17 protein-coding genes are annotated in these 16,941 nt (G+C 65.5%); 10 read left to right on the top strand and 7 right to left on the bottom strand.

Annotated features, from left to right (window positions below):
• Window positions 1-164 precede the first annotated feature (164 nt).
• Window positions 165-749, bottom strand: coding sequence for a Crp/Fnr family transcriptional regulator (locus tag J6525_RS16645; RefSeq protein WP_225645454.1), 585 nt, complete (start codon window positions 747-749; stop codon window positions 165-167).
• Window positions 750-929: 180 nt separating this feature from the next.
• Window positions 930-1,904: a lytic transglycosylase domain-containing protein gene (locus J6525_RS16640; RefSeq protein ID WP_225645453.1), complete on the bottom strand. Its 975-nt coding sequence runs from the start codon at window positions 1,902-1,904 to the stop codon at window positions 930-932.
• 187 nt (window positions 1,905-2,091) lie between these two features.
• Between J6525_RS16640 and J6525_RS16635 the strand changes: the two genes are divergently transcribed.
• The 7 genes from J6525_RS16635 (at window position 2,092) to J6525_RS16605 (ending at window position 10,313) form a co-directional block, all read left to right on the top strand.
• Entirely contained in the window at window positions 2,092-3,111 is a 1,020-nt protein-coding gene (locus J6525_RS16635) for a L,D-transpeptidase family protein (protein ID WP_225645452.1), read from the top strand.
• 188 nt (window positions 3,112-3,299) lie between these two features.
• On the top strand, window positions 3,300-4,103 hold the full coding sequence (locus J6525_RS16630) for a dienelactone hydrolase family protein (protein WP_225645451.1): 804 nt from the start codon (window positions 3,300-3,302) through the stop codon (window positions 4,101-4,103).
• 209 nt (window positions 4,104-4,312) lie between these two features.
• Window positions 4,313-5,977 carry a thiamine pyrophosphate-binding protein gene (locus J6525_RS16625; protein ID WP_225645450.1) on the top strand — a complete coding sequence of 555 codons (1,665 nt, stop codon included), beginning with the start codon at window positions 4,313-4,315 and terminating at the stop codon, window positions 5,975-5,977.
• 121 nt (window positions 5,978-6,098) lie between these two features.
• A complete protein-coding gene (locus J6525_RS16620; RefSeq protein WP_225645449.1) occupies window positions 6,099-6,869 on the top strand; it encodes an SDR family NAD(P)-dependent oxidoreductase in 771 nt (256 codons plus the stop codon).
• A 401-nt stretch (window positions 6,870-7,270) separates the two neighbouring features.
• Window positions 7,271-7,537: a hypothetical protein gene (locus J6525_RS16615; RefSeq protein WP_141340539.1), complete on the top strand. Its 267-nt coding sequence runs from the start codon at window positions 7,271-7,273 to the stop codon at window positions 7,535-7,537.
• Between the two features lie 198 nt (window positions 7,538-7,735).
• Entirely contained in the window at window positions 7,736-8,653 is a 918-nt protein-coding gene (locus tag J6525_RS16610; protein WP_225645448.1) for a DMT family transporter, read from the top strand.
• Window positions 8,654-8,756: 103 nt separating this feature from the next.
• On the top strand, window positions 8,757-10,313 hold the full coding sequence (locus J6525_RS16605) for a serine hydrolase domain-containing protein (RefSeq protein WP_225645447.1): 1,557 nt from the start codon (window positions 8,757-8,759) through the stop codon (window positions 10,311-10,313).
• 286 nt (window positions 10,314-10,599) lie between these two features.
• On the opposite strand, the gene J6525_RS16600 is transcribed toward J6525_RS16605, so the two are convergent.
• On the bottom strand, window positions 10,600-10,776 hold the full coding sequence (locus tag J6525_RS16600; protein ID WP_225645446.1) for a hypothetical protein: 177 nt from the start codon (window positions 10,774-10,776) through the stop codon (window positions 10,600-10,602).
• Between the two features lie 380 nt (window positions 10,777-11,156).
• Between J6525_RS16600 and J6525_RS46945 the strand changes: the two genes are divergently transcribed.
• Entirely contained in the window at window positions 11,157-11,285 is a 129-nt protein-coding gene (locus tag J6525_RS46945; RefSeq protein ID WP_016847287.1) for a hypothetical protein, read from the top strand.
• On the opposite strand, the gene J6525_RS16595 is transcribed toward J6525_RS46945, so the two are convergent.
• Genes J6525_RS16595 through J6525_RS16580 form a run of 4 tightly spaced genes read right to left on the bottom strand, consistent with a single transcriptional unit; the run spans window position 11,282 to window position 14,884 of the window.
• Entirely contained in the window at window positions 11,282-12,037 is a 756-nt protein-coding gene (locus J6525_RS16595) for a GntR family transcriptional regulator (RefSeq protein ID WP_028337580.1), read from the bottom strand. The genes J6525_RS46945 and J6525_RS16595 overlap by 4 nt on opposite strands.
• Before the next feature lie 6 nt (window positions 12,038-12,043).
• Complete coding sequence (locus tag J6525_RS16590) at window positions 12,044-13,024, bottom strand: Gfo/Idh/MocA family protein (protein ID WP_225645445.1); 981 nt, start codon at window positions 13,022-13,024, stop codon at window positions 12,044-12,046.
• Entirely contained in the window at window positions 13,021-13,905 is an 885-nt protein-coding gene (locus tag J6525_RS16585) for an NAD(P)-dependent oxidoreductase (RefSeq protein ID WP_225645444.1), read from the bottom strand. The genes J6525_RS16590 and J6525_RS16585 overlap by 4 nt, the downstream gene beginning before the upstream one ends.
• Before the next feature lie 19 nt (window positions 13,906-13,924).
• Window positions 13,925-14,884, bottom strand: a complete 960-nt coding sequence (locus tag J6525_RS16580) for a Bug family tripartite tricarboxylate transporter substrate binding protein (protein ID WP_225645443.1) — start codon at window positions 14,882-14,884, stop codon at window positions 13,925-13,927.
• Between the two features lie 137 nt (window positions 14,885-15,021).
• Between J6525_RS16580 and J6525_RS16575 the strand changes: the two genes are divergently transcribed.
• Window positions 15,022-15,411, top strand: a complete 390-nt coding sequence (locus J6525_RS16575) for a carboxymuconolactone decarboxylase family protein (RefSeq protein ID WP_092089709.1) — start codon at window positions 15,022-15,024, stop codon at window positions 15,409-15,411.
• 60 nt (window positions 15,412-15,471) lie between these two features.
• Complete coding sequence (locus tag J6525_RS16570) at window positions 15,472-16,833, top strand: class-II fumarase/aspartase family protein (RefSeq protein WP_225645442.1); 1,362 nt, start codon at window positions 15,472-15,474, stop codon at window positions 16,831-16,833.
• Window positions 16,834-16,941: the final 108 nt, after the last annotated feature.

Here is a 16,941-nt window from a genome sequence, read left to right as displayed (position 1 = left end):
ACCAACAACAAGACTGAGGAGGCACCATGTTCGTCGCCATTCGAGTCATGATCCTGATCGCCAGTGCATACGCCGGCTCGGCCGTTGCAGAGATGCAGTTTGCACCGCTGCCGAGCCTTGCGGCGTCGTCCGCGCCGTAGCGCCGGCAAGCGAGACGGCGCGCACTACGCCGGATTGGGCGCCGCCGCGCCGACCCCGATAGCGCGGGCCGCGTTTTCCGTCATCCTCGTTGCCGTCAAGCGCAGGAAATACAGCGACAGTCCCGGGTTGCGCTCGCACAGCTTCCTCAGCGCGCCGTCGCTGATCCAGAGCAGCTCCACATCGGTCGCGGCTTGAGCCGTTTGCGTGCGGCGGCGCTCGAGCGAAAACAGCCCGATCTCGCCGAACAGTTCGCCCGCCGAGACCCCGCGATCGATCTCGGGAAACCTGACCTCGCCGGACACGACCATGTACAGCAGGTCGGCGTCGTCGCCCTTCCTGAAGATCGTTTCTCCCGCCTTGAGATGCTTCGGCTGCATGAACGGCTGCAGCCAGTTCGGAGAAAGGTCCGTCGCTGCAGCACGCTTCGCTTTCCGAAGCAGCCGAACCATCTGGAACAGCAACACCACGTTCAGCGGCAGCAGAATGATATGCAGGATGAGCACCGGGTAGATCCGGTCGCCCAATCCATAGCTGATGAATGCCAAATTGCTGAATATCGCGACAGCGCGCAGGCTCAACATCGTACTCATGCAGAACGTCAGCAACACAAGCGCCGACGCCAGATAACCCAAACCATCGATCAACGTCATGACAACGCCCACTGGGAAATGAAAATTGCAAGCAAACCGATCTCAAAACGACCGGCAACATACACCAGTGCGCTCAGTTTCCTGAGCGGAAATATCGCCGGCCCACGCTTGCGGCAGTGCACGCGTCGTGACGCGACCTCAGCTCGACGAGCGCACCCGCGAGGCCACGTGAATGGCGCGGGTCTTGCCGGATTTCGTTTTGGCGGCGACGACGGTCGGGCGCGCCTTGCCGAGCCGGGCCGCGCCCGGCGAGCTCTTTCTGAGCACGAGCGCGAGCCGCTTGCGCGCGCGGCCGGCGACCGACCTTGCCGCCTCTCGCGCGGCCTCGGCCTTGCGGATGATCGTCGTCACCGCGGACGCCGGCGACGCCGCGACGAAGGCGACATCCTTCGCCTTCGAGAGGCCGCCTATGCCTTCGCACGGCGCTTCGCCCGGCAAGTCGACGCGGATGGCGAGCGTCTCGGCATGCTCGACCCAGTCCTCCGCCTTGGTGCCGGTGATGATCCGGACATAGTCGCGGGTCTCGCGCGGCAGCTCGCTCTGCCGGGCGAGCCATTTCTGGACGCGGCCGCTGCCGGCATTGTAGGCGGCCGCCGCCAGGCCGAGATTGCCGAAATCGTCGCGCAGCTTGCGCAGCAGTCTTGCGGATGCGGGCAACGCCTGCAGCGGATCGAAGGGATCGTCGAGCCCGACTTCGGCCGCCGTCTCCGGCATGAACTGCGCAACGCCCTGCGCACCGGCATGGCTGATCTCGTTCGAGCGAAAGCGGCTCTCCTGCCAGATCAGCCGCGCAAAGAACGCAACGGGGATTTCGCTCGCCTGCGCCGCGTCCTTCAGGCTATGGCAGAACTTGTCGATCGCGGACAGCTGTGACTCGGCCGCGGCATCGCTCGGCTGCGCCGCAGGCGCGGGCGTCTTGTCCGCGTCCGTCGCAGCGGGTGCCTCGCTGGCATCAGCGCTTTCGATAAAGCGTGCGGCAAACGGAACGGCGTCGGATGTCGGGTCGCGCGAGAATGTCGGAGCTTGGGTTGAGGCATTGATCGAGCCGGGCGACCGATCGAAGTCGAGCATCAAGACAAGAAACGCGGCAAGCGCCGCGATGACAAATCGCATTTGCTTCCAGAGACCTGAATTGTGATGTGAGTTGCGCGCAAATGCACTTCGGATCGCGACTTTTTAGCGGGTCGATTGCGGCGAAGCCGCGAAATCAGCTGTTCCGCCGCGGAACTTGGCCGCTATTCGCATTGGAACTTCGACGCTTTCCGTAGCTTTACGGAAGATGATCACGGTGGGATGCACGATGTTCCGATCGTTTTCCGTTGCACGTTTTGCGATTGCACTTTTGCTTGTGTCGGCCGCGCCGGCGGTGGCCGCGGGTCTTGATGCCGCCGCGATCAACGACGTGGCCGCGCCGCCGGCAAAATTGCCGGACCGTCGTCAGCTCAGCGCCTTCATTGCCAAGCTCGAGATCCTGCTCGACCGCGCGCATTTTTCTCCCGGCGAGATCGACGGCAAGCTGGGCGACAACGCGCAGAAGGCACTCAGGGCGTTTGCCGAGGCGAATGGATCGTCCTTCGACAAGACGGTGACGCCGGAGCTCTGGAGCGGGCTCACAGCCGCCAGCGACGGGCCTGCGATCGTCAGCTACACGATCGTCGATGCGGACGTGAAGGGGCCGTTCGCGAAGAGGATCCCCGCGAGGATGGAGAGCATGAAGAGCCTGCCGGCGCTGGGTTACATCAGTCCGCGCGAAGCGCTCGCGGAGAAATTCCACATGAGCGAGGCGCTGCTTCAGGCGCTCAATCCAGGACAGACGTTCGACAAGGCCGGCGAGACCATTGCGGTTGCCAACGTCGTCAACGCCGAAAAACCGCCGCCGGTCGCGCGCGCCGAGGTCGACAAGACGCGGCAGGCGCTCAGCACGTTCGATGCAGCAGGCAAGCTGCTCGGCTTCTATCCTGCGACGGTCGGCAGCGCGGAGAAGCCGACGCCGAGCGGAACGCTGAAGGTGACGGCGATCAACAAGAACCCGACCTATCACTACAATCCGAAATACGCGTTCAAGGGCGTCAAATCGAAGACGCCGTTCACGATCAGGCCCGGTCCGAACAACCCGGTCGGTGTGGTCTGGATCAACCTCTCGGGTGAAGGCTATGGCATTCACGGCACGCCCGATCCCGGCAAGGTCTCCAAGGCGGAGTCCCACGGCTGCGTCCGGCTCACCAACTGGGACGCGCAGCGCGTCGCGGCCGGTGTCGCGAAGGGCACGCCGGTTGCGTTCATCGATAGCGCGACAAGCTCAGCAACGGCGGCGCGCTGACCTTGACGCAACATCGTCACAGATCAGCAACCGACAGAAATGTCGGCGCGCTCGGCCTCGGGCCGGGCGCCCGCGCGCTCGGGAGATGATGCGCAAGCCTGCGAGCAAAGCGGCTCCGCTTTCCAAGCCTAGCGCGGGATTCGCTGGTATGCCAATGTCGCGTCGTGCCAAACCCGCAGGAGGTCAGCATGCGAACGATCATAACGAACATAGTGGGAGCACTCTGCGCCATCGCGATGGTTGCGAGCGCACACGCAGCGGTCAAGGAAGAGCCGGTCACCTATAGCGATGGCGAGACCACGATGAAGGGCTTCGTCGTCTATGACGACGCGACCCAGGCCAAGCGGCCCGGCATCGTCATGGTGCACGAATGGTGGGGCATCACCCCGCATATCCATAACGAGGCGCGGAAGTTCGCGGAGCAGGGCTACGTGGCCTTCATCGCGGATATGTACGGCGACACCAGGACTGCCGACAACCCGAAGGATGCCGGCGCGCTCTCGGGCTCGGTGATGAAGAACCCGAAGGTGATGGAGCAGCGCTTCAATGCCGCGCGCGAGCAACTCGCCAAGCAGGCCTCGGTCAATCCGCAGCGGATCGGCGCCGTCGGTTACTGCTTCGGCGGCGCGGTGGTGCTGAACATGGCGCGCACTGGCGCCGATCTTGCCGCCGTCGCGGGCTTCCACGCCTCGCTCGGTCTCAACACCCCCGCACCGGCGCCGGGCACCGTCAAGGCGAAAATCCTGATCCTGAACGGCGCGGACGACCCGTTCGTGAAGCGCGAGCAGTATGATGCGCTGAAGAAGGATTTCGACGCCGCGAAAGCCGATTACCGCATCGTCGAGTATCCCGGCGCGGTTCACGCGTTCACCAACCCCGAAGCCACCGAGCTCGGCAAGAAGTTCAACCTGCCGCTCAGATACGACGCCAAGGCCGATCAGGAATCCAAGGCCGAAGCCGCAAAGCTGTTTGCCGCCAACCTCAAGAAATAAGCAAAAGGGCCACCTAAACGGTGGCCCTTTTCTTTGGCTGGTTCGGCCGCGGAAGTGGCAGGGCCGCGGCCTCGCTGGCGCGGCCGCGCCTTGAAGCCATGCGGAAGACGCAGCCGGGCGCGCGGATGCTGGCCGTCTCGCACGGTTGCCACGGGGCGCTCCCCGGCCGATGATGCGCAAGACGGATCAGAACAATCGAGAGGGAGCGAATGCGCGGGCGTCGTGTGCTGATGGAATCGTTCGTGTCGCACGGCGTGCGTCATATCTTCGGCAATCCTGGCACGACCGAAACGCCACTGCTTGACAGCCTGCCGGCATTTCCGCAACTCGAATACATCATGGCGCTGCATGAAGGTGTCGCGGTCAGCGCCGCCAGCTTCTACGCGCAGGCGTCGGGGCGTGTCACGGTCGCGAACCTGCACGTCGCTCCCGGCCTCGGAAACGGCATCGGCTCGCTGTACGGCGCGCTGAAGGCGGGTTCGCCCGTGGTCGTGACGGCCGGCCAGCAGGATACGCGAATGCGGCTGAAGAATCCGCTGCTCGGCCATGACCTCGTCGCGATGGCGGCGCCGGTGACCAAGTGGAGCGTGCAGATCGAGCGCGCCGACGAGATCGCGCCGATCATGCGCCGCGCGTTCAAGGTGGCGACCGATGCGCCGCAGGGGCCGGTGTTCGTGTCGCTGCCGATCGACGTCATGGAACAGGAGACCGCGGTCGATGCTCTGGCGCCGGACAATTTGTGGCGCTCGACGCGCCCCGATCCGGCCGGCATCGAAGCGCTTGTCGCGCTGCTTCTGAAGTCGAAGAAGCCGGCCATCATCGCCGGCGACGACGTGGCACGATCGGGCGGCGAGCAGGCGCTGGTGGCGCTCACGGAAGCGATCGGCGCCACCGTGTGGTTCGAGGGGCTGCGCCATCACGCGCCGTTCCCGACCAGCCATCCGAGCTATCGCCAGTCGCTTCCGGGCGACGCAAGGCAGGTGCGCAAGGCGCTCGGCGATATCGATCTCGTGCTGCTGATCGGCGGTCCGTTCTTTGAGGACATCTGGTTTGCGCCTGGTGGTCACATCCCTGACGGTGCGTCCCTGCTGCAGATCGAAGCCTCGGCCGAGCGTCTCGCGCTCAACAACCGGCTCGATGCCGGCATCGTCGGCGACATCGCCGTCAGCGTCAGTGCATTGTCGGAAGCGGTGCGTGCAAAGGCCAGCGCCGACTTCAGGCAGGCCGCGCAGAACCGCAATGCCGCGCTGGCCGAACTGCAGGCGAAGGAGAAGGAGGCCTATCGCGCGCGGGTCGAGAAAAGCTGGGACCGGCAGCCGACCGCGATGCCGCGTGTCACCGCGGAGCTTCGTCGCGGCCTGCCCGATGATGTCGTCATCGTCGATGAAAGCATCACGGCGAGCCTCGATCTCGCGCGCGCCTTCGACTATCGCGGCTTCGGCGATTATTTCGGCGGCCGCGGCGGCGGCATCGGCCAGGGCCTCGCCGGGGCGATCGGCGTCAAGGTCGCGATGCCGGATCGTCCGGTGGTCGCGATCTCCGGCGACGGTTCGGCGATGTACGCGATCCAGGCGCTGTGGACCGCCGCGCACCACAGGCTTGCGATCGTGTTCGTGGTGCTGGCCAACCGCGAGTACCGCATCCTCAAGCACAATGTGGACGTCTGGCGCCAGAACTTCGAAGCCGGCACCCAGCATCCCTATCAGAACATGGACATCACCGGCCCCGCGCTCGACTTCGTGCATCTCGCGGCCGGCATGGGCGTCGAGGCGGTCAGGGTCGAGAAGGCCGACGACATTGCCGGTGCCGTCGCAAAGGCTGTCGCGGCGCAGCGGCCGTACCTCGTCGAGATCGCAATCGAAGGCAAGCGCTAGAGCATGATCCGGAAAAGTGCGAAGCGATTTTCCGACAAGAACATGCTCAAACAAAGAGCTCATGCGCATTAATGATTCAGCCCAATTTCATCGCACTCTCATCGCGCTCGAGGAGTTTCTCATGGCAGGCATTCTGGACGGCAAGACCGCATTGGTGACGGGCGGCGGCTCCGGCATCGGCCGGGCGACGGCAATTGCCATGGCGCGTGAAGGCGCGCGCGTGGCGGTATCGGACCTCTCGAAGGACGGCATCGAGGAGACGGTCGCGCTGATCAATGCCGCCGGCGGCCAGTCGATCGCGATCCAGGGCGACGTCACCAACGAGGCCGAGGTCGCGAACATGGTGGCCCGCACGGTTTCGGCGTTCGGGCGCATCGATTGTGCGTTCAACAATGCCGGCGTTGCCGGGCGCTCCGTCGGCCCGCCCGGCCAGCGCATTCATGAACTCAGCCAGTCCTCGGTCGCGAAGATGTTCTCGGTGAACCTGATGGGCGTGTTCCTGTGCCTGAAATACGAGGTCGCGCAAATGCTCAAGCAGGGCGGTGGCGGCGCCATCGTCAACACGGCCTCGATTGCAGGCCTGGTCGGCCTCGCGACGTCGGGCCACTATGTCGCGACCAAGCACGGTGTCGTCGGGCTGACCAAGTCCGCCGCGATCGAATATGCCCAGGACGGCATCCGCGTGAATTGCGTCAATCCCGGATACATCAAGACGCCGATGACCAAGGAGACGATGGATGAACGCTACGACGAGATCATCGCCAAGGTGCCGGTCCGTCGCCTGGGCGTGCCCGAGGAAATCGCCGAAGCCGTGGTCTGGATGTGCTCGGACAAGGCGTCGTTCATGACCGGCGCATCGCACGTGGTCGACGGCGGTTACAGCGCGGCCTGATCTCTGAAGGCCTTGTTTAGGTTAGTGGCCCATTTGCACAAAGCCACGTTGATCTTCGCGACTTCAACGCTCTTGCTGTGAGTGGTGCATCTCAGCCAATATCGCGTTTGGCAACGAAGAGCTTCGAGGTGTTCAAACTCAATCGCATCGTCGGTTTCATCATTCTAGCAGCGCTCGTCTACGGCGTGCTCCAGGCTTACGGGTTACTTCCTGAGGGCGCACCTCGGCTGTTTCCTCAACGCAGCGGCTCGCCCGCGGCTTAAGATTGATGCTCCACATCCGAACGTCCGCTGCTGGACCCATAGCGGGTATCGTTTGACGCCGATTTTGATCGCCTCCTTCGGCAAACGGAACCGAAGCCGGTCCAGCCGGTTTGGTACGATTAGCCAAGGGAGGCCGGAATGAGGATCATTCTGATGACGACGATTGGCTGGGCGTTGTCGTGTGGATTCGCGCTAGCCCAGGCCGATCCCAACAAGGACGTGAACACGGCAACCGGGCGCTCGGCACCGGAAGAAAAAGGTCAGTTGCAGCCACAAGGTTGGACCGGGCCGCTAGAAACAAAATCAGGCGGTGCGCCGCCGGAAAGCCCGCAAGGCCAAAGCCCGCCGGGAATGCAGGGAGCGCCGGACGGATCGACAAAGACGGTGGTCGAGCCGCGGAAGTAGGTCCCACGTCTTGTCTGTGAAAGGCCAGCTTCCCTTAGGGTGAACCGGCCCTCGAGCTCGCACTTTGCGGCAAACGGACATTGCGGCAGCGCGGAATGACGTCAAAGCTTGATCCAAGCGGACCCTGGCTGGCTTGCGCCAACCAGCCGTGCGTATCGATGGGTTGATCCGCTTCCGGCACTAACGTAGTCGTTCGCGATGAGCGAACGCACGGCCGGCGCCAAGGCCGCACCCCTTCCGGATACGAAAGCCATCCTGCTCGGGGTCGCCTGCGGCCTCGGTGCGGCGCTGTGCTGGGCGCTCGGCTTCGTGGCGACCCGACACGGCCTGAGGGTCGGTTTCACACCCGTCGACCTGCTGATGCATCGCTTCCTGTGGTCGGGCATCGTCTTCCTGCCGCTCGTTGTGCGCGCCGGCCTCCGCGATCTCTGCGGCATCGGCTGGGGGCGCGGCATGGCGCTGATGCTGCTCGGCGGGCCGGTGATGTCGCTGATCAGCTATGCCGGCTTCATGTTCGTGCCGCTGGGGCATGGCAGCGTGATCCAGCCGTCCTGCGCGACGCTGGGTGGATTGTTTCTCGCGGTCGTCTTGCTGAAGGAAACGGTCTCGCTCTCGCGCGCAGCCGGCGCTGTCGTCATCGTCGTCGGCCTTGCCGTGATCGGCAGCGAGTCGATCGGCCATATGGGGCCGAGCGCCGTGATCGGCGATTTGATCTTCGTTGCGACCGGATTGATGTTCGCGGGCTTCGCCACGCTGGTGCGCTACTGGCGTGTCTCGGCGTTCTCCGTCGCCAGCGTCATCAGCGTGCTGTCGCTCTCGCTGTTTCCGCTGTATGCCGCCTCGGGTGGGCTCGCTCGCGATGCTTCCATCGGCCTGCCTGAAAACGCGCTGCAGGCCATCGCCCAGGGGATCCTGGCCGGGCCCGCGGCGATGTATTTGTTCGCGGTGTCGATCCAGCGCCTGGGCGTTGCCCGCGCAGCCGTATTTCCTGCGACCGTGCCGGTGCTGACCCTGCTGTTGGGATGGCTCCTGATCGGCGAGCCACCGACCACGCTGCAGGCGGCCGGGTTGGCCGCCGTGTTGGCCGGATTCTATCTCGCGCAGCGGCAGCGCTAGACGGCTTGCCGCTGTCCCGATTGGCGCGGTCGCGGCGACGATTGACAAGCATGCGAGGGATCGCGGATGGTGCGGCTCTCCGCCGTGTCGCATTGAGACGCCGATGCAAGTTCAACGTTTGGCGCTGCCGATGCTTGCAGGGCTCGTGCTTGCAGCTTCGGCTTTGTCGGGCGCAGCCCGGGCGCAAGGCGCCGCCGAGCCGGTGCGGCAGAACTGGCAGTGGCAGACCTCGACGCCGGAAGAGCAGGGGATGGATTCCGCCGCGCTGGCGCGGCTCGTCAAGGATGGCGCGGCCCACAGTCTCGATAGCCTCCTGATCGCGCGGCACGGCCGGATCGTGCTCGACGCCTACTATGCGCCCTACACGCCGGAGATCCCGCATCTGTTCAATTCCGTCACCAAGGCGGTGACCGGCACGCTGGTCGCGATGCTGCTCAGGGATGGCGTGCTCGACAGCCTCGACCATCGCATGGTGGACTTCTTCAGCGATCGCACCATCGCCAATCTCGACGACCGCAAGCGGGCGATCACGGTCCAGTCCATGCTGGACATGACCTCGGGAATGGCCTGGACCGAAGGCGTCGAGGGTGGTCGGCCGGACTCGCTGATCGAGTGGGGTCGCAGCCCTGATGCGATTCAGTTCATCCTCGACCGCCCGATGGCGAAGGCGCCGGGCGAGGCGTTTGATTACAACACCGGCAATGCGCAGCTGTTGGCCGCGATCATCAACAAGCTCACCGGCATGAGCGCGCGGGACTATGCGGTGACGAAACTGTTTCGCCCGCTCGGGATAGCCGCGCCGTACTGGCACAGCATCGGTCCCGGACTGACGCAGGGCGGCGGCGGGCTTCAGCTCGCGCCGCGCGACGCGGCCAGGATCGGTCTGCTCTATCTGCATGACGGTGAATGGGACGGGCAGCGCTTGCTGCCGACCGGCTGGGTCGACCGCATCAGGCATGCGACGACGGAGATGCACGCCTCGTTCGACTCATCGTTGCGCTACGCCAATTTCTTCTGGGTGATGCCGCAGCGGCAGGTTGTCATGGCGGTCGGCGACCGCTGTCAGCTCGTCATGCTGTTTCCCGCGCTCGACATCGTCACGGTCGTGACCGCGCGCGACTATTGCTCGTTCGGCAGAATGGCCGACGAGATTTCGGGCGCGGTCAAATCCGACACGGCGCTGCCGGTGAACTCCGTCGGCGGCAATCAGCTCGCGGGCGCGCTGCGCGATATCGCAACCGAGAAGCTGTCGACGGTTGGTGCCGTGCCCGAGACGGCCGCCGCCATCTCCGGCAAGACCTGGCGCTTCCCGGCCAATGGCTTCAATTTGCGGGCACTGACGCTGCATCTGACGGATCAGCCCGCGCACTACGAACTCGAAACGGCGACGCCGGATTCGGCGAGGCCGGTGACGATACTGGCAGGACCGATCGGGCTCGACGGTGCCTACCGTCTCGGTCAGCCAACGGCGCTCGGCGTGATGGCGCTGAAGGGGACGTGGCAGGACAACCAGACATTCGCGATCGACCTGCGTCTGGTCGGCGGCGATACCGACCGCCGATGGCTGCTGTCATTCGACGGCGGCAAGGCCCGGCTCAGCGGCAAGGATCGCTTCGGCCGCGACGTTAAGGCCGACGCTGAAGCGCCGGGCGCGCAATAGCTCGAGCGCGGGCCGCGTCCCTGTCCATTTCGGGCACGTGAAGCTCGGCTTCCTTCGCGTCGTCCCGGCGAAGGCCGGGACCCATACGGCGCGGCGGACGTTGTAGCTGGGGCTGGTCGTTGCAATAGTGCAGAAGGCGTCGTGCCCGCGCAGCGACCTCGCCGGCATGGCCGCAGGAAATCACGACCGGCGTACGCCAACACGCACACCGGCCATGGCAGACGGCCGCGCGAATCGACAATGCTAAGGAAACTATGCGCCCGAGGCTCTCAGCGCGGCGGCGACCTTATTGGTCCACCTTCGGCGTCTTGCCCACAATGTCGAGGCCGAACCGGAGCGCGCGCTCCTGGCGCTCTTCCGTCAGCAGCTTCAATTCCCGTTCCAGCGACCGCGCCACCTCGTCCTGGGTTTCCTTGGAGCGGCGACGGGAGTCGCCTTGCGGTTTGGCCGGTTCGGCAGTCACGGGAGAAGCCCTTGTCATCACAGTGTCACAGGCCCTGATCGCACGGCGGGAGTCGGGGCGACAATCAAAAAGAATTCAGTGGGCGCATCTTTGGAAGGTTTGTTGTGCGTCTGACTCAAATTTGGGCAGAAAATTCTCTTAAGTGTTGCCTCGAATGGAGCCGAACCCCTTCGGCCTACGGTCTCATCAATTCGGATGAGAGAGCCCGGTTCCGACGAAATCATTTCCGGATTCGCACTCCTGAAACCGACAAGGTCTAACCTTAGTAGCGTTGTGAAGGACGGCTGCCTGGTGAGACGCTGAGGACCGCGGTGGTGAGATTCACAACCTGGGTCGCAAGGTCAGTCGGTCCTGCTGAGACGTTGGGGATGATCCCGGAAATGAAGAAGTTGAATGCTGTGCCATATGTCTGGGCGGCCGCGCTGATTGCGGTCGCGATCTGGGGCGTGAGCGGCACCCCGCAGACGGCACACACCTCTGCCAGCACCCATCTGGCCCGGGTGCGCTAGAGCTTCGGCCGCAGCGAGCGCTGCATATCCATCGTGTAGGTGTAGCGCCCCTCGGGGTGCGTGGTGATGGTGACCTCGAACAGTTCCTCGCGCTGGCCGTAGTAGCGGCGTACCACGGTGAGCGCCGGCGAGCCGGTCTTGACGCCGAGCGCTCTGGCGATCGGCGCCGGCATGCCCCGCACGAAGATTTCCATCTGCGCGCGCTCGGTGACCTGGCCGTACATCCTGGCAATCTGCTCATGCACCGGGGTGCGGCCGTGGTCGGGCCGGGTCACGACATCGGCGAACCTGCGCAGCACGTAGATCTCGGCCCAGCCGAGCGGGGCTGCGAACTGGTCGGAGCGGCGCACCGCCTCGATCAGGAACCAGCTCTTGCCGGGCTCGCATTTCAAGAGCCCGGCCAGCTTGCGGTCGGCGACGATGTCGCTGCTCGCAACGACCTCGCGGTAGGTTTCGTTGGAATAACGCAGCCACTCGCCGAGCGACTTGACGCTGTGGGTAAACAGCACCGGCGGCTCGGATGCGATCACCACCGAGCCGAGGCCGGCGCGGCGCACGATCAGGCCCTGGTCGATCAGGATGCGCAGCGCCTCGCGCACGGTCTGCCGGCTGGCCTGATAGCTCGCCATCAGCTCGGTCTCGGTCGGCAGCAGATTGCCGACCGCGTAGGTGCCGAGCCGGATGTCCTTCTGCAGTCCGGTGGCGATGTCGCGGTAGCGGGACGATCGCGCTCGGTCCGGTTGTTCAGACATGGCGGATCACTGGTATGCCGTATGGCAGACGATCGGATGTCCCGATTGCATCGACTGCAGCGCGGCCTCGAACGCGGCGAGCGTCGCCAGCACGTCTGCCTCGATCACCGGGAACGTCTGCTTGCCTTCGACGGCGTCGGCAAAGGCCGATAGTTCCGCGGTGAGGGTGTCGATTGCCGGATAGCGCGTCGTCGCAGGCGCCTCGCCGGATTTCCGCAGCACCATCGTCTGTTCGTCGAGCACCTCGGCGGATCCCTTCGTTCCGAACACATGCACGCGCCAATAGAACGGTGTTGCGCGAATTGTCGCAAGGGTTGCGCTCACGCCATTCACAAATTCAATCGCCAAGGTTGCAGTGTCGAGCGGCGGCGGTCCCGCCTCGCGCGCACTCAACCGGGCATAGACCTGGCGCGCGGGACCAAGCAGGCTGACGAAGCCGTCGAGCACATGCAGCCCCGCGCCGGTCAGCCCGCCGCCCGGTGATTCCTCGGGCGACAGCCGCCAGCCCTGCGTGATGGCCTGCGAGTTCTCGTTGCTGTTGTGGCCCTCGACATGCAGGATGGTCCCGAGCTCGCCGCTGGCTGTGATCGTGCGCAGCGCCTGCATCGACGGCCAGAACCGGCGGTTATGCCCGACCGCGAGCACCACGCCGGCGCTGCGGCAGGCGGCGAACATCTCTGCGGCAGCGGCGCGCCGAAGCGCCAGCGGCTTCTCGCAAAACACCTGCTTACCGGCGCCGGCTGCCGCGATCACCTGGCCCTTGTGCAGCGAATGCGGCGTCGCCAGCAGCACGGCATCGATGCGAGGGTCGGCGAGGACATCGTCCAGGCTTGCTGTGACGGAGAGGCCGTGCGCCTCGCAAAAGCCGGCGGCGCCGTTGGCGTCGGGTTCCACCGCGCGGACGATCCTGAGCCGCGGCTCGTTGCGCGCGGCTCCGACCAGTGCGCGGCCCCATCGACCGAGGCCCGCGATCGCACAGTTGATCATGACTGTCCCTCACCGTGGCGGCCGGCCCGGATCGCCTCGATGACCGCGGCGCTGTCGCTGTCCGGCCCTTGCAGCGCGATCGCCGCGCGCAGCAGTTCGGCCTGCACCGAGGTCAGCGGCAAGGGCAGGCCGTGCCGACCGGCCTCCTGCAGGATCAGTTCGGCATCCTTCAAGGTCTGCGCGATATGCGATTGCGGCGAGAAATCCCGCGCCAGCATCTTCGGCCCCTTGCTGTCCATCACCTTGGAATATGCCGCCGATTGCCGCGCGGTCGCAAGGAACGCCGCGCCGTCGAGGCCGAGGCTTTCGGCAAAGGCGATGCCCTCGGCCAGCGCGGCGCGGTTGTTCTGCAGGATCAGGTTGATGGCGAGCTTGGTGCGGCTGGCATTGCCGATCGCGCCGACATTGACCCGCTGCGGGCAGAGAATATCGAGCGTCGTCGCGGCGGCGTCGATGATGTCGGCATCGCCGGCGACCAGCGCGGTGGCCGTGCCCGCCCGGACCTCGGCACTGGTGCCCGAGATCGGCGCTTCGATGAAGGCGAGGCGCGAGCGGGAGGCGAATTCGGCGATTGCCACGATCTCACCCGGCGCGCAGGTGGTGGTGCAGATGACGCGCGGCGGCGGCGTCGCGTTGGCGAGGTCCGGCAGCAGCGTCCTGACCTGGGCCGCGTCATACACCGCGATGACGATGGTCCGGCAGCGCGCTGCCACGTCGGCGGCAAACGCCGCGAACTCGGCGCCGCTGGCTCTCAGGCCATCGGTCTTCGCCGCGTCGATGTCGAAGCCGATCACCCCGATGCCGGCGTCGATCAGCCGCGCGGAGAGCGCCGATCCCATCAGCCCGAGGCCAATCATGCCGACAGGTGTCTCGCAAGCCATGATGCGACGCCGCCTCGCTTTATTGCGGCTGGATGCCGGCCGCCTTGACCTCCGCCGACCAGCGCACGACCTCGCTCCTGACGAAGGCGCCGAACTCGGCGGGCGCGAGCGGCGCCACCATCACGCCGACATCGGCGAGCTTCTTCCTCGTCTCCGGCATCGCGAGGTACTTCGCACACTCGGCGTAGAGCTTGCTGACCACGGGTTCCGGCGTGCCGGCGGGCGCGAACAGGCCGTACCAGATCGTGGCCTCGAAGCCCGGCATCGCTTCGGCGAGCGCGGGCAGGCCGGGCGTCAGCTCGTTGCGGGTCGCCGACGTCACGGCGATGCCGCGCAAGGTGCCGCCCTGCATCTGCGGGATCGCGACCGAGAAGTCGCCGAAGGTGAGATCGATCACCCCCGCCATCACGTCGGTCATCGCCTGCGGGACGCCGCGATACGACGCCGCGACCAGCGACAGGCCGCCGCGCGATTGCAGCTGGGCGATCGAGATCTGCGATGCGCCGGAACCGTAGCCCGCGGTCAGGTTGGGATTGGCCTTGGCGTAGCTGAGGAACTGCGGCAGGTCCCTGGCCGCGAGCTTCGGATTGACCAGCAGCACCATCGCCGTCGTGGTGGTGCGGATGACCGGCGCAAAGTCCTTCACCGGGTCGTAGGGCAGGCTCTTCAGCGTCGCGACGTTGCTGGCATGGGTGGTGTTGGTGCCCATCAACAGCGTGTAGCCGTCGGGCGCGCTGCGGGCGACCTCCTGGGCGCCAATGCTGCCGAGCGCGCCGGCGCGGTTCTCGATCAGCACGGTCTGGCCGAACGCGTCCTGCAGATGCTGACCGACCAGCCGCGCGACATTGTCGGGACCGGCGCCGGCCGGGAATGGCACGATGATCTTGAGCGGCCGTTGCGGGAAATCGTCGGCGGCGAAAGCCGGCAGGACCGGAAGCGTCGCAAGCAGGACGACGAGCAGCCCCAGCCGTAACTTCATCCCGGTCCCCTCCCGTGTCTGCTTTTGCAAATTTATACGGACAAATACGTCAGAAAGGCAAGCGCCAGGCCTGCTGCAATGTTGAGGTGTACCATATTTATCCGTATAAATGGCCCATTCAGGGGAGCCCGACGACGATGGTGGACATCAGCGATCTCCATGCGCGCGGACTGCGCCGGCGCCAGAAGATGTTCGGCGAGGGCGATGTCGCCAAGCGGATGGCGGCTGCGGGCGATTTCGGCACGCCGCTGCAAAACATCATCAATGCCTATGTCTACGGCGACGTCTGGGAGCGCAGCGGGCTGTCCGACCAGATCCGCAGCCTCGTGATGCTCGGCATCACCGCGGCGAGCAGCAAGCCGGCCGAGTTCCGCGTGCATGCCAAGGGCGCGCTGGCCAATGGGTGCACCGCCGCGCAGGTGCAGGACGTGCTGCTGCTGGTCGCGATGTATTGCGGCATTCCGGCCGCGATCGAGACCAGCAAGATCGCTGCCGAGGTGTTCGGCGAGGTGTCCCCGGAGGGGTAGGGCACAGGCCGGCGCCGTGATAGGGACGTTGCCGTCTGCGACCGGCAACAGGATCTGCCCATGTCCGCCTTCCCGACCTCGACCACCGTGCTCGATTCCGTATTGTTTCGCGATGCCTTCGGCACGCGCGAGATGCGCGAGGTGTTTTCCGACCTGCGGCTGATCGAGCGCTATGCCGAGGTCGAGGTCGCGCTGGCAAAGGCCGAAGCGCGCTGCGGCGTGATTCCTGCTGAAGCCGCCGCGGAGATCGCAAAACGGACCGATGTTGCCGCGCTCGATTTCGATCTGCTGCGGCAGGAGACCGACGTCGTCGGTTACCCGATCCTGCCGCTGGTGCATCAGATGGCGAAGCAGTGCGGCGAGGCCGGCCGCTACGTCCATTGGGGCGCGACCACGCAGGACGTTATGGACACCGCCGTCGTGCTGCAACTGCGCGATGGATTGAAGATCATCGAGGACGACATCGCTGCGCTGCGCGGCATCCTGGCCGATCTCTCGAAAAAGTACCGCGACACGCCGATGGCCGGTCGCACCCATCTGCAGCAGGCGCTGCCGGTGACGTTCGGCTACAAGACCGCGATCTGGCTCGCCGCGTTCGATCGCCACGCCGCGCGGCTCGTGGAGCTGAAGCCGCGCGTGCTGGTCGGCCAGTTCGCCGGCGCCGCCGGCACGCTGGCCTCGCTCGGCGACAAGGGTTTCGAGGTTCAGCAGGCGCTGTGCGAGGAACTCGGCCTCGGCGTGCCCGTCTCGACCTGGCATGTCGCCCGCGACGGTCTGGCGGAAGCGGTGACTTTCCTCGCGCTGGTCACGGGAACGCTCGGCAAGATCGCGCTCGACATCATGATCATGGCGTCGACCGAGTTCGCCGAGGTCTACGAGCCGTTCGTGAAGGGGCGCGGCGCGTCCTCGACCATGCCGCAGAAGCGCAACCCGATCTCGTCGGAGCTGATGCTCGCCGCCGCCAAGGCGGTGCGCCAGCATGCCGGCCTGATGCTGGATGCGATGGTGCAGGATTTCGAGCGCGCCACCGGTCCGTGGCACGCCGAATGGATGGCGATCCCGGAAAGCTTCGTGCTGACCGCGGGCGCGTTGCACCAGGCGAGGTTTGCGCTCGGCGGTCTGATCGTCGACGAGCAGCGGATGGCCGACAATCTCGACATCAGCCGCGGGCTGATCGTGGCCGAAGCCGTGATGATGGGCCTCGCGCCCGCGATCGGCCGGCAGGAAGCACATGACGTGGTTTATGACGCCTGTCGCCTCGCCAACGACAAGGGCCTGACGCTGGCCGAGGCACTGGCGGCGGATGATCGCGTCGCCAGCCGGATCGATCGGGCGACGATCGACCGCCTCACCGCGCCGAAAAACTATCTCGGCCTCGCGCCTGAGATGGTCGACCGGGTGCTGGCCTCGGTGAAACGGTAAAATTCGGAGCAATTGCTCGCCGTCGCGTGATCGAGCGCGCCGGCCAGGAACCTTGCGGATGCGGATCGAATTGGACTACGAATCCCGAGGGTTCCTCAAACGACACGG

Origin of the sequence: Bradyrhizobium australafricanum, assembly GCF_020329495.1 — a bacterium.
Lineage (GTDB): Bacteria > Pseudomonadota > Alphaproteobacteria > Rhizobiales > Xanthobacteraceae > Bradyrhizobium > Bradyrhizobium australafricanum.
This window is presented reverse-complemented; position numbering and strand designations above follow the sequence as displayed.